Below are 13,135 nucleotides of genomic sequence, written 5' to 3'. Positions count from 1 at the left end.
GTGCCGAACATTCGATAATCTGTATTTATAGACTATGCAACTTTTTTGAGGGAATGCATGTCAGCCCTGGCGCGTCGCCCCCACAGGTTCCGTTACGTCAAGCGTCGGGGATCAGCACCAGCTTTCCGGTGGTGGAACGACTTTCAAGCTGGCGATGGGCGTCTGCAGCCCGTGACAGGGGGAATGAGCCGCCGAGCTGAACTTGCAGCCGACCCGATGCGACATGATCGGCAAATTCCGCCAATGTGTCGGCAACCAGCGTGCCGATGTCGAGATAGGGGCGCATGTAAAAACCGATCACCGACAAATTCCGCTGCGGCAACATGCCCATGTCGATGGCCAGCGCGCCGCCGCTGGTATGGCCGAACACCACAGACCTTCCGAACATCCTGAGCAGACCGAGAGAGTCTTCCGCAACTTTCCCGCCGGTCATCTCAAGCACGACATCGACGCCCGCTCCGCCGGTGAAGGCGCGGACCTGTTCCGCCCAGTCGGGGTCGGTATAGTTCACGGCCAGATCAGCGCCCAGGCTTTCGACCAGCCGACACTTTTCGGCAGAACCCGCGCATCCGATCACGAGGCCGGCACCTTGGATTTTCGCAAGTTGCACGGCGAGACTGCCAACGCCGCCCGCAGCACCCTGGACCAGCACGGCTTCTCCGGGTGCCAGCCGCGCGGAATGACGCAAAATGAATGCGGCGGTCAGCCCCTGCACGAACAGGGCGATCGCCTGTGCATCGCTCAGCTCAGATGAAATGCCGTAAACCCGGTTGATCGGCACGACCGTATAGTCGGAATAGCATCCCTTGCCCGGAAAAACGACCGAGCGCTGTCCGAGGATGGTGGGCGATATCCCTTCGCCAACCTCGACGACCGTGCCAACCGCTTCGCCACCGCACGTCCATGGCAACGGAGAGGGCATCGGATAGAGGTCGGGTGCCTGACGCCGCATGACGTCGCCATAATTCACGCCGATCGTCGAAATCCTGACCAGCGCCTCTCCAGGCCCCGGCACTGGTCGCTCTACCTGCTCATAGCGCAGCACCTCTGGCGGACCATGTTCGTGAAAGCGTACGGTGTTCATCTTTGCCATGATAGTCTGCCTCGTCAGTAGCCAACGTCATTGTGCCGCCAGGAACGACAGCATCGCCGCATTGAATGTGCGCGGCATTTCCCAATTGGCGCTGTGCCCCGCCTCGGCAATGGTCGTGACGCGGGCGTTGCCCAGCCTGCGCGCCAGCATCCGGGCCAGCGCGGACGGCGCATATAGGTCCGCATCGCCATAGATCAGGTGCATTGGAACGCCCGATGCGGCGACCGTCTCGATCGGCGGTCCGCCCTGGGTTGCCAGCTTTCGCATGGCCGTGCGCGTTTCAGGTGGAAGGCTGGAAAGCCGCACTGAGAGCGAGGTGCGATAAACATCCATCCAGCGCGCCACGCCTTCGGGATTGGCGAAGCGATAAGAAGGCGAAAGCTCGCGCAATTCGACCGGAAGTTCATGAAATTCATGCGGCTGCGTCGCCGCGATACGGGCCTGGATGTCCGGGGCGGTCATGCCGCCCATCGAACAGCACAAGGTGAAACTGGCGACCCGCGCGGCCATTGCGACAACCGCGCGCGATCCGATGAAACCGCCTGCCGCAATCCCGACAATATGCGCGCGCGCGACCCCCAGCGCATCCAACACGGCGATCAGATCTTCCATGTCGCCGCGCGCACCTTCGGGCGCAGGTGACAGGCCCGCCCCACGGCGCGAATAGGCGATGGCGCGAAAGCCCGCGTCAGCCAGCGCATGCTGCTGATAGGCCCAGGATTCAGCGGCCCCCGTATGCGCGTGCAAAAGAATGACGGCCGGGCCATTACCCCCTGAATCGGCGCACCAGATTCCCTTCGCCGGACCATCCAGCAGGCCCAACCTACCAACAAAGGGCGGAGGCGGCGGGACCAGTTCGGGATCGTCGGACAGCAATGGGGATGTGCCCACATCTTTCGGTCGACCGGCGGCGCAACCACTGGCAAGCCCTAGAACTGACAGCGGAACCAGGCCCAAGGTCGATAGCTGTCTGCGCGACATTTGCATGGCGATCTCTCTCCGTTACCTCTTCGCTCCCAGGCGATGGCCGGAAGCATTTTTATGCTCGATCTCACGTTGCGCGCGAGGATGGCCTGATCTCGCCTCAGTCTATCTCACCCCGGCATGCCATTGCCGAAGAGCGTGCTTCGAATGCCGCGCCCCATTCGACCAGATTTGGGCGTCGATAGCGCCAATCCAGTTCGGCGAAGCGCAGATCCAGATAGCCCAGCGCGCAACCCACGGCGACATGGCCAACGTCGAATTGCCGAGCGGCAAGTTCGCCTACATGCTGTTCCAGCCAGTCCAGGCTGTTGGCGACCTTCTGTTTCCAAGCCGTCATGTGTGCGTGGGAACGCAGATTTTCGGGACGGTCCCGCTCATTCCGCAAAAGCACGAGGATATCGAGTAACCCCATGCCCATCGCCTGCCATCGCGCAGTTTCGAGACCGGCTTCGCGGTTCACAGGATGCAGCCGATCAGCGCTGTCGAGCAATCGCAGGATCACCCGCGAATCGAACACCGCCTTCCCGTCATCGAGCACAAGCGTGGGCAATTTGTTCAGCGGATTGTCGGCGCTGAGTTGAGGATTGACCTCGCTCATCGCGGCAACGGTTCGCACCAGCGTCAGCCGGTCCGCAATGCCCAGTTCATGCGCCGCGATCATAACGATTCGGACGAAGGGTGAGCGCGGCGACCAATGCAACTTCATGGGCTCACTCTCCATATAAGACCGCTTACCACGGGCCGACTTTCCCCTATGCCGCCTTGGCCAGGATGTCGTGCACCTTTGGCCACATCTTTTCATAGAGCTTGCGAACGCCGTCGCGATCAAGCGAATGAGGGTGAAAAGCGATCATATTATTGCCGCCCATTCCCCGGCATTGATTGATGATAATTTCCGCTACGGTCGTCGGCGAACCGAAAATATATTCGTCGTCCGACATGAGCGCGGGCATGGGCAGGCCGCGCGGGCCGCCAGTGGTGGAGTTGGGGCCATGGCTGGGCGCGGCTGCATCGAGCACACCGCTGTTCTTGATGTCGTCCGAAACCTTCGCCTTGGTAGCATCATGCCGGTCAAGCGCGGCCGCGAACATTCTCGCCGTCTGCTCGGCATTTGCAGCCAGCAGCTTTTCCTTCTGCTCGGCCGCTTCCGCATCAGTCTCGCAGACCAGCACCTGCCGCCGCACGGCGATGTCGTCCGCGCTCACCCGCACCCCGGCTTCATCGGCCTTGGCCATATAGGCTTCGGTCAATCCGCGGCAGGTTTCAACCGACTGGTAGGCCGAACAGATTTTGTAGCCGCGCGTCGCCGCGCGCTCGGCGGTGGCGGTCGAATATAGAGACATCCAGCGGCGGCGGCGGATTTCCTCGCGCGGGCGGGGCATGATCGGCACGTCCTTGAACTTGAAATATTTGCCTTCGAAATTGACGATCTCGTCCTGCATTGCGAGATCGAGAATTTCGAGAATTTCGCCATAGATTGGCCGCACATCATCGGGATCGATGTTCACGAAGTCGAATTCGAACGGAACCCCGCTCGACACGCCGATTTCGAGACGGCCTTCAGTCAGATAATCGAGAGTCGCGATTTCCTCGGCCAGACGCCATGGCTGGTGAAAGGGCAGCACATTGCCGAGTACGCCGATCTTGATCCGCCTGGTGCGCTGCGCCAGCGCGGCGATCAGCAGATTGGGGACCGGCATGAGCGACTTGATGAAATGATGTTCGGCAAAGAATACGCCTTCAAAGCCGGAGTCATCGAGCTTGGCGAGCCGATCCAGCATGTCGTTATAGGTGCGCTGAACGATGGCCTGATCGTTATAGTCCGTAGGAGCGGCGTCGGGCACGCGGTTAAAATCACAGCACCAAGTCTTGATCATCATCATCTCCTGTCGATCATGGCACCACATTGCCCGCTTCGGGTCAATAGGCCGTATGACTGACATATTGACATCGTTCGATCCGCTGAATATTGCCTAATTGAGCAATTCAGACTTGCTGGGTATATTAATTAATGTTGACCCTCTCCCAATGCCGCATCCTGTCCGAACTGGCTCTGCACGGCAGCCTCAATCGGGCAGCCGCAGTTTTGCAAAGTTCGCCGCCGGTGTTGAGCCGGAAACTGGCCGCCATCGAAAAGGCGGTGGGAAGCCCGCTGTTCCAGCGCACCGGCCGAGGGCTGGAGCTATCGGACCTGGGCGAAAGGATGCTGCCGCAGGTCGAACGTATCCTGCACGAAGCGGCGCAGCTCGAATGGGTGTTGGGCGATGTAGCGTCAGTTCGCGGTGTCGTTCGCATCGGCCTTTTGCCAGCAGGATTCAACCTGATGCTCTCGCGGCTGCTGCGCGATGTCCAATCCCAACATCCCGGTATACAATTGCTGATCAGCGATGGGAGCAGCGGCGCGATGGAAGAAGCGCTCGACGCCGGGCGGCTCGACCTTGCCTTCATCACGCGGGTCAACGCCAAATCGGGAGAGAATGAGCGACTACTCACGCAAAATGCGATCGAACTTTACATCCCGGAATGCATTGATGTCCCGACCACCGATGGTGAGGTCGCCTTCAGCGATCTGGCGCAGCTACCCCTCATCGTTCCGCAGGCCCCCAACACGCTACGCACGGCCCTTCGACAGGCTTCGGTTGACCGGGGCATAAAGCTGGATCTGCGATATGAAATCAATGCTTTTGGCTTTCAGCTCCATCTGCTGCGCCAAGGGTTTGGATGTTATATCGGCGCGCGCGGCACGGTGCCGCAATATGGCGAAGACGGCGATTTCGCGATCCGGGCCGCCAGGATCGTCGATCCCTGCTTCTCCGGCAGCATCGTCCTCGCGCACAGCAAACATCATCCGCTTACCCGCGCGGCGCGCACCGTGATGGAGCATGCCTTGCGGATCGCACGGGATCTGCGCGGATTGGGCGTCTGGAAAGGTTTCTGACCATCATGTGGTAAGGGGCTGCCCCTTTCCTTGCGGCGGAGCGCGTCAGGAAAAAACGCTGTCGGGTACGAGAATCTGCTTGCCGGTCGCGGTGCGACTTTCGATGGCCGCATGGGCCTTTGCCGCCTGCGACAGTGGCCAGCGCCCGCCAAGGTGAACTTTCAGCTTTCCCTCTTCAATCAGATCCGCAAATTCAGCGAGCATGGATTCGAACAGCACGGGATTATCCAGATGGGGTCTGGTCCAGAAGCCAGCGACTGACAGGCTGCGATGCGCCAGCCGCCCCGTGTCGAGCAGCCAGCTTTGCTCGCTGACCGACCCGAACACCACGCTGCGCCCGAACATAGCCATCAGATCGAAACATTCCTCCGCAATCTGGCCGCCGGTCATTTCCAGCACGATGTCGACGCCCCGCCCGCCGGTGAAGGCGCGAACGTCCTCGGTCCAGCCCGGCTTGTTGTAGTCGACCACCAAATCAGCACCATATTCCTTAACCAACGCTCGCTTTTCGGGCGTACTGGCACAGCCGATGACGGCACCCGCCCCCCATGCCTTGGCAAGTTGGACCGCCACCAATCCCACGCCACCGGCCGCAGCTTGAATCAGGACGACATCCCCCTTGGCCATGCGCGTCGACTGACGCAGCATGATACCGGCGGTCGTACCCTGACCGAACAGAGCAAGCGCCTGTTCGTCATCCAGCCGTTCGGGAAGGCGATAAACGCGGTTCGTCGGAACGACGACATAGTCGGCATAGCAACTGGCCCCCGGAAACACGACCGCGCGTTGCCCGATCAGGCCCGGATCGACGCCCTCTCCCGATTCGACGATTTCGACCACAGCTTCCGCGCCGGGTATGAAAGGAAGCTCGACCGGGATCGGATAGGAATCGCCCGCACGCTTCATAACGTCGGCATAGTTCACACCCGTCGCGCGGACGCGGCACAGGACATGGCCAACGCCCGGCACGGGGCGGTCGATCATTTCATATTGCAGGACTTCGGGTGGCCCCTTGCGATGGAACCGGATCGCATTCATCATTTCGCCCACTCACCCCTCCCTCTTGCCGGATTAGCCGACATCAATCGCCGGCTTTTTATGTCTGACCTATAAATCTATCAATCAATCTTTTAGGTTTATCATATTTTCTTTGTAGTGGCTGCGCCTATGTTGATGCCGTCGCCATGCAGGAGAGATAAGAATCAGTGGTTCGATATCCGATGGATCAGGGTTCGGGAGTGTATATTGCCTGGCTTGCGCGAATCATCCCGCGGCCCCAGGATATCGCCGGCGTATGAATTGAAATATTGATTTTATGGCATATTCTTATCGAGATATTTGCCGCTCGCACCCAAGCTTCAGGAGCATTCATGCCCACCATCGAACTGCACAACCCACATCATGATGAAGGCATCGCAGCCATGGTTCAGGCACCAGCAGGCTCGCCACGAGGCACGATCATCCTGCTGCAGGAGATATTCGGGCTTGACCATAATATGTGCGCCGACGCCGATCGCTGGGTTGCAGCAGGCTTTCACGTCATCATGCCTTCGCTGTTCGATCGGGTTCAGCGCGGCTTCCTGGCCAAGCATGACAAGGCGGGCTTCGCGGCAGGCTTTGCAGCCATGGGCGAAACCCCCGACGAACAGGCGATCGACGATGTCCGGGCGTGCATCGGTTGGGCAAAGATCAACGCGGAAGGGCCGATCTTCGTTATTGGCTATTGTTATGGCGGGCGACTGGCGTGGCTGGCCGCCAACGGCTGCGACGGCATCGCTGGCGCGGCCGTCTATTATGGCGATGTCCTGCGCCATGCGGATGTTGCGCCGCGCTGCCCTCTAATCTGTCACTTCGGGGGTAAAGATCCGTTTTTGCCGGGCGAACGGTTCGTCAACGGCATCCGCGATCGTCACCCCACCGTTCCGGCGCATAATTATGCCAACTCCGGCCACGGGTTCAACAACAGCGGAACGCCCGATGCCGATCCGCGCGATGCCGACCTGGCACGAAGGCGGACTCTTGCCTTCTTTTCTGCCATTTCCTGACTTTGCACCGCCCCACCGGCAAAAACAGTCATAGATATGATCGAATGAATATTTCAGTCGGTGGGTTTGACTTTGCCGTGCCAAGCCTCTTGCAAAAAGGCAGGCCGCTTCATACGGCAAGAGATAGTGGCACGACGGGTCGTGGAAAAAGGTGGATTGGTAAAGATGCAAGAGGCAACATCTCCGTCGACATTGGAACAGGCCATCGCAACGGCCACGGGTATCGAGGCTGAAATTCTTCGGCTGGAGCAGGAGCGGATCAGGGCGCTTGTCGCCGTCGACTTGCCCGCGCTGAACGCAATGATGGCCGATGATCTGGTCCATATCCATAGCACCGGCCTGGTCCACGACAAGACGGCGCTGATCAATCACATCGACACGGGACGCGCATTTAGAGCGATCGAGCGCGGCCAACTATCGATCCGTGTAATGGACGATATGGCGATCATGCACGGCCCGATGACAAATCACATGGTCGTTGGCGGCGAACCACGCCTGATGGAAGGGATGGTGACCCAAATATTGCGGCGGGAAAACGGGAATTGGCGATTCACCCATTTCCAGTTGACCCTGTTCCCCTAAGCCCAGCTTCCCTCCAACGCCCAGCCCTTCAGACATTAAAATACAAATTTGATATTCAACTAGCTTTACGAATGTTATCTTCGGCGGTATCCCATCATCCAACAAGATGATTCCGCAGGAGAGAGGCGTGCCAGATAGCCAGTCGATTCCGCAAGCCGCTTCACCGCCGCTGTTCGAGGATATGTCAACGACGCCCCAGAAAGATATGAAGGCGGTCCCCGCACAATCCTGGTATACGCTTGGCCTGCTGACCGTGGCCTACGCCCTAGCTACGACCGACCGTTTCACGATCAATATCCTGCTTGAGCCGATCAAGTTGGAATTCGGAGCCACCGACGCCCAGATGGGTATATTGAGCGGGGCTTCGTTCATCGTCTTTTATCTTATCTTCGGCATCCCGATGGCGCGGATCGCGGACCGGGGCAATCGCTCCCTCCTGATGGCTGGATCTGTAACCATATGGTCGATCTTTGCTGCCTGTACTGGTTTCGTCACGAATATCTGGATGGCTATGGCGAGCCGAATTGGCCTGGGGGCCGCGGAGTCGGCCTGCCTGCCTGCCTCGATGTCGCTGATTTCCGATCTCTTTCCGGAACGCAGGCGGCAGCTTGCAGCAAGCATTTTTCAGGGCGGCATGCCGCTAGGCATGGTTCTGGTTGGCCCCATAGCAGGTTATCTCGCGCATAATTACGGCTGGCGCGTGACCCTGATCGCAGTCGGCGCGCCCGGTCTGATCCTGGGATTGTTGATGTATTTCACGATGAAGGAACCGGCCCGTCGTGCCGCCAGCGCGCTTAACGGAAAAGCGACGGTCGTTGTCCGCAATTCCATTTGGAAGGACTGCGCTTCGTTATTCGGTAATCCACGCTTTGCCCTGCTGTTTGCCAGCCAGATCATGATCGGCATCGCGACCAGCGTCATTGTCGTTTGGTTCGGCGTCTATCTGATGCGTCAGTTCGGCATCTCCATCCAGACCATGGCTATATTGATCGGGCTGGGTATGGGCGCAGTGATGTTCATATCCTACCTGATTTGCGGTTTCATCACGACATGGCTCGTCGAGCGTACCGGAAACAGGCGGTTCACCTCGACCATTCCGGGGCTTTTCGCTCTTGCAGCAGCCCCACTTGGTGCGCTGATGTTGTTTGCACCCACGTTGGAAAGCTGCCTGGCGATCGCTACGCTTTTCTTCCTCCTGATGTTCAGCAGCCGACCAGCCGGAAACAATCTGGTCCTTGAAGTCGTCCCGCCTTCGCAGCATGGTCTGGCGGTCTCGATGATCATGGTAGCGATCAATCTGATCGGTGGTGGCCTGGGACCGCTCGTGGTTGGCATGGTCAGCGATACACTCAGTCCGGCCTATGGCACTGCACAGTCGCTCAAATGGGCATTATTAGGCGCGATCCCTATAGAAGTTGCGCTGTCCGGGCTCGCCTTCCTGCTGATCAGCCGGTCCCGCAAACGACAGGAAGCCGCATCAGTCAAAGTTGCCGCGCTATGATGCAGGCCGTCACGGCGTCCCGTGTGCTCACGACCAATTTGCAGGATCATTTAGGTGACTGGATTCGCCGGGGTGACATAGCTGGTGGCATCATCCTCGTCAGCCAGGGCGATGACATAATTGCCCATGTCGCCATGGGGGCAGATGGAAGCGCCGATGACGTCCAGCTTCAGCCCGACAGTTGTTTCTGCGTAGCGTCCTTGACCAAGGTGGTGACCGCCGCTGCAGCGTGCCAGCTCATTGCACAGGGCAAACTTGATCCCTATGCGCCGCTGTCGCACTATATTCCCCAGTTCGCCACATTGCCGCAGGTGCGCCGTCTCAAGCGCGGTGCCAGCTATCCGCCGCTCCATCTCGCACCCGGCGATCCTCCTGGCGGAATGCCGGAATTCGACGTCACGCCCGCCCGCCGCACAATTGCCGTGCGCGACATAATGAACTTCACCTCAGGCCTTCATTCTATCGGCCTGCCTAATCCGAGCCTGCCGTTGACGGCACCTGACGACAGTATCGCCAGCTATGTGGCCAAATTGCCAGAGGCGCATCTGGATTTCGATCCCGGCAGCCGCTGGGCCTATTCGAGCGCGACCGGCTATGAAGTGCTTGCGCGACTTGTCGAAATCGCTGCGGACATGCCCTTTGCCGACTATTGCGCCGAATTGCTGTTCGAACCGCTGGACATGAAAGACAGTTGCTTCGGCCTGCAACCGCGTATCGCGAGCAAGCTCGCCGACCGCAAAGCACTTGCCAGTCCGCGCACCGTTCGGACAGATTATGCATCGGGGTCTGCCGGGCTTTTTACAACCGCCGCTGACTATGCGCGCTTTGGAAGGATGCTACTTGGGCAAGGCATGTTCGAGGGCCGGAAAATCCTTCTGCCCGCAGCCGTCGACCTCATGCGGACCAACCAGATTGGCGATCTGATCTTCCCCGGTCTCGACATGGCGGATTTCTGGCTGGGCAGCAGCTATAGCCAGCCAGGCCTGCGCTATGGCTATGGCGTCCTCATCGTCGAGGATTGCGCCGCTGCCGGTATCGCCGTGCCGTCGGGAAGCTATGGCTGGGACGGGATCGGCACCCGACGGCTGTGGGTCATGCCCGCGCTGGACGCCGTGCTGGTAATCCTGATGCCCGGTGCCGGACATGGCGTCGCGCCACTGCACCGCGCCATCGAGCGGATCGTGGTCGACGCGCTTTCAGGCTGAGCCGATCGACAACGGATGCCGGAGCCGGGGGCGATATTGCCCCCGCCCCGGCGATATTGGTCGCGAACATGTTTCAGGCGGGAATGCTCGTCAACAATTCGGCCTCGAATTCATTGATCGTGATGGCATAGTCGAACACCGCGCCTTCTTCGGGTTCGGGTACCAGCAGACTGACATGGCGCTCGACCGCAGCCGATGCGTTGAAATTGCGATGAACCAGCCCCTGCGGCAGGATGACCAGCGAATTAGCCTTGGCCACTTGGCGGCTGCGCCCGATGTCGATCGTCATTTCGCCTTCCTGGATGACATATATCTGGGCGAAGGCGTGGATATGGAAGTCGGGGCTGCCCGAACCGGGCTGTACCTGAAGCACATTGACCCGCATGGTCCCCGAACCCGACGTGCGGTCGATCATCGCCTGATAGGCAAAGCCATCGCCCTCAAACTTGGTATGATCGACCTTGATAACAGCCACATCATCGGTCGTTGAAGAGCCTCCCGCGCGAAGATCGGCATGGACTTCGAGCCACACGGCATGGGCGTCGCCGCAGAATCTTCCGCTCACACCTGCGGGAATGAACATCATGTCACCCACCGCGGCAGGCTTGTCTTCGCCATCCAATGCGAGGGCGGGCGCACCTTCCAGAATCAGGGCGAAACGTTCCTGCGGGCTGGCCTGGGCAGCACGCGCACTGCCGCCACGGCGCAACGTGATCGTGCAACCCAGATCCTCCTGCTCGTCGATAAGGGTTTGCCCGCCATCTGGCGGAATTGTTGCCGGATCAAATGGCCTTATATGACGCATGGGAACTGCTCCTCAAATATGATCTTGTCGTGTCAGCGGGCGATGCGGACGCTGACCGAGCCGAGATTGGGAAAGTCGGCGCGTGCCACCCGGTTTTCGACCGTAACGGGCTGTGGCGGCGGCAGGCTGCCGGTCATTATGATCTGACCGGCGTGCAGATGTTCGCCGATGGCGTGCAGGCGTGCAGCCATGGCCGCCACGACGTTAAGGGGATTGCCCATCGCCTCCAGACCCAGGGCGACCGCGCGTTCCTCGCCATCGATGCTGACCGTGCAGGGTTCCAGGCGCGGATCAAAGCCCTTGGCCGACATGATCTTGTCGCCGAACAGGACATAGCCGCCAAAGGCCTTCTGCACCGCGATGAGATGCGGCCAGCTATAGACTTTCTCCAAAACGCCGGGACGCAATGGCGCGACCTCGATAGCCGGGAGGAAGCCGTCGATGGCGCTCAACACCTCAATCGGTGTCAGATTGTCACCCTTCAGGTCCTTTCCCAGGACCATCGCAAGCTCGCATTCGATGAAAACTTTTTCGCAGTCTAGCTGAACCTCTTCGCCACTGCGGCGAGCGATTGAGGCCAGCAACGTCCCCACCATCGGCAATGGGGCATCAGGGAACATCGCGCGGACGCCGTTCGAGGTAAATGATGCCTGATGGCCGATAATCCGGTCCCCTGCCGCCACCCGACGACGCTTCACGGCAAGCTGGACCGCCAGCGCCTGATCCTGCGTGATGTCCGGGCAGATATGGATGATGTCCTTTGACGGATCGCCATCAATTCCCGGCTGGTCGATATGGCTGGCGAGTTCTTCTATCGATCTCATCTACACTGTTCCTTCCTCGCTCGGCGCATTGTGGTGTTGGGGCTATGATTTGATGGTCGCATCATGCTTCCGGTCCACTGGCGATGCGCCAGCCAATCTCAGCGAGCGGAGCCGCCTTGGCACCGACATCCAGCGCATCTGCGGCGCTCGCCTGACCGTCCTGGGCGCGCTTTCGTACGCCTTGCAGAATGGCCGCGACCCGGAACAGACTGAAGGCAAGATAGAAGTTCCACGAAGGAATGGCGGCAATATGTCGGCGCTCGCAATAACTACGGACATAGGCGGCTTCATGCGGAATGCCGAGCGCGACATGATCGAGATCCGCCAGCCCCCGGAAAAGGTTAACCGGCACCCGCCAGGCCATCGCGTGATAGGCGAAATCAGCAAAAGGATCGCCAACCGTCGACAGCTCCCAATCCAGCAGTGCGACAACCCGCGGCTCGTCGGGGTGGAAGATCATATTGTCCAGCCGCAAATCGCCATGGAAAATTCTTCCCGGCTGTTCAGGCGGCAGGTTGGCCGGAAGCCATTCGATCAACCTTTCCATAGCATCGATCCGCGCGCCTTCGGACGCGCGATACTGACGGGTCCAAGTCGCTACCTGACGGGCGACAAACCCCTCTGGCCGTCCGAAGTCCGCAAGGCCGATCGTGACCGGGTCAAGGCTGTGCAACGCCGCAACAGCAGTGCCCATGGCTGAAAATATCCCGCTGCGTTCGGCAGCGCTCATCCCCGGTAGCGTCTGATCGTAGAAGATACGACCAACCACATGCTCCATCACGTAAAATTCCGCCCCGATAACCTGCGGATCATCGCAATAGGCCAATGGCTGCGGAGCCGGCACATCGCGACCGGCGATGGCGGAGAGAATATGGAACTCGCGGTCGATGGCATGGGCCTTGGGAAGCAGCGTACCGAACGGCTTGCGCCGCAGGACATAGGTGCCTGATGCGGCGTCGAGACGATAGGTCGGATTGCTTTGCCCGAAGCCGAATTTCGTGATGCGCCCAGGGCCAACATAACCCGGCACATGATCCCTCAGCCACGCTTCGACAGACAGCGGCAGTTCTTCAGTCGCCAATTCCATCGTCAGGCTCCAATGTCGTAAGGCAGCCGGAAGGCCAGCGCGCGCTTCTGCCTTACGCCGCGACCCACGCG

The 13,135-nt window shown here is 59.7% G+C and carries 13 protein-coding genes; 5 read left to right on the top strand and 8 right to left on the bottom strand.

The annotated features are described in order from the left end of the window. Positions 1–97 precede the first annotated feature (97 nt). From V2I08_RS04485 to V2I08_RS04470, 4 genes are all read right to left on the bottom strand, one after another. Positions 98–1,093, bottom strand: coding sequence for a zinc-binding dehydrogenase (locus tag V2I08_RS04485; RefSeq protein WP_349634008.1), 996 nt, complete (start codon positions 1,091–1,093; stop codon positions 98–100). A gap of 27 nt (positions 1,094–1,120) precedes the next feature. After that, positions 1,121–1,984 carry an alpha/beta hydrolase gene (locus V2I08_RS04480; protein ID WP_349634007.1) on the bottom strand — a complete coding sequence of 288 codons (864 nt, stop codon included), beginning with the start codon at positions 1,982–1,984 and terminating at the stop codon, positions 1,121–1,123. Between the two features lie 193 nt (positions 1,985–2,177). Continuing rightward, positions 2,178–2,783 (bottom strand): glutathione S-transferase family protein, encoded by a 606-nt coding sequence (locus V2I08_RS04475; protein WP_349634006.1) that lies wholly within the window; start codon positions 2,781–2,783, stop codon positions 2,178–2,180. A gap of 46 nt (positions 2,784–2,829) precedes the next feature. Next, positions 2,830–3,960: an LLM class flavin-dependent oxidoreductase gene (locus V2I08_RS04470; RefSeq protein WP_349634005.1), complete on the bottom strand. Its 1,131-nt coding sequence runs from the start codon at positions 3,958–3,960 to the stop codon at positions 2,830–2,832. A gap of 128 nt (positions 3,961–4,088) precedes the next feature. Here V2I08_RS04470 and V2I08_RS04465 point away from each other — a divergent pair, with 128 nt between their 5' ends. Next, complete coding sequence (locus V2I08_RS04465; RefSeq protein ID WP_349634004.1) at positions 4,089–5,015, top strand: LysR substrate-binding domain-containing protein; 927 nt, start codon at positions 4,089–4,091, stop codon at positions 5,013–5,015. Positions 5,016–5,060: 45 nt separating this feature from the next. On the opposite strand, the gene V2I08_RS04460 is transcribed toward V2I08_RS04465, so the two are convergent. After that, positions 5,061–6,056, bottom strand: a complete 996-nt coding sequence (locus V2I08_RS04460; protein WP_349634122.1) for a zinc-binding dehydrogenase — start codon at positions 6,054–6,056, stop codon at positions 5,061–5,063. Between the two features lie 329 nt (positions 6,057–6,385). Between V2I08_RS04460 and V2I08_RS04455 the strand changes: the two genes are divergently transcribed. The 4 genes from V2I08_RS04455 (at position 6,386) to V2I08_RS04440 (ending at position 10,348) form a co-directional block, all read left to right on the top strand. Further along, positions 6,386–7,060, top strand: coding sequence for a dienelactone hydrolase family protein (locus tag V2I08_RS04455; RefSeq protein ID WP_349634003.1), 675 nt, complete (start codon positions 6,386–6,388; stop codon positions 7,058–7,060). 192 nt (positions 7,061–7,252) lie between these two features. Then, entirely contained in the window at positions 7,253–7,642 is a 390-nt protein-coding gene (locus tag V2I08_RS04450; RefSeq protein WP_349634002.1) for a nuclear transport factor 2 family protein, read from the top strand. Positions 7,643–7,769: 127 nt separating this feature from the next. Next, entirely contained in the window at positions 7,770–9,143 is a 1,374-nt protein-coding gene (locus V2I08_RS04445; RefSeq protein ID WP_349634001.1) for an MFS transporter, read from the top strand. Next, a complete protein-coding gene (locus V2I08_RS04440; protein WP_349634000.1) occupies positions 9,140–10,348 on the top strand; it encodes a serine hydrolase in 1,209 nt (402 codons plus the stop codon). The genes V2I08_RS04445 and V2I08_RS04440 overlap by 4 nt, the downstream gene beginning before the upstream one ends. Before the next feature lie 73 nt (positions 10,349–10,421). Here V2I08_RS04440 and V2I08_RS04435 read toward each other — a convergent pair whose 3' ends face one another. The 3 genes from V2I08_RS04435 to V2I08_RS04425 all read right to left on the bottom strand — a co-directional run bounded on the left by V2I08_RS04435 (position 10,422) and on the right by V2I08_RS04425 (position 13,064). Further along, positions 10,422–11,153 (bottom strand): cupin domain-containing protein, encoded by a 732-nt coding sequence (locus tag V2I08_RS04435; RefSeq protein ID WP_349633999.1) that lies wholly within the window; start codon positions 11,151–11,153, stop codon positions 10,422–10,424. Between the two features lie 32 nt (positions 11,154–11,185). Beyond that, positions 11,186–11,977 carry a fumarylacetoacetate hydrolase family protein gene (locus V2I08_RS04430; protein ID WP_349633998.1) on the bottom strand — a complete coding sequence of 264 codons (792 nt, stop codon included), beginning with the start codon at positions 11,975–11,977 and terminating at the stop codon, positions 11,186–11,188. Positions 11,978–12,038: 61 nt separating this feature from the next. Next, positions 12,039–13,064 (bottom strand): phosphotransferase family protein, encoded by a 1,026-nt coding sequence (locus V2I08_RS04425; RefSeq protein WP_349633997.1) that lies wholly within the window; start codon positions 13,062–13,064, stop codon positions 12,039–12,041. Between the last annotated feature and the right edge of the window lie 71 nt (positions 13,065–13,135).

It is taken from the genome of Sphingobium sp. MK2, assembly GCF_040170545.1.
GTDB lineage: Bacteria > Pseudomonadota > Alphaproteobacteria > Sphingomonadales > Sphingomonadaceae > Sphingobium.
This window is presented reverse-complemented; position numbering and strand designations above follow the sequence as displayed.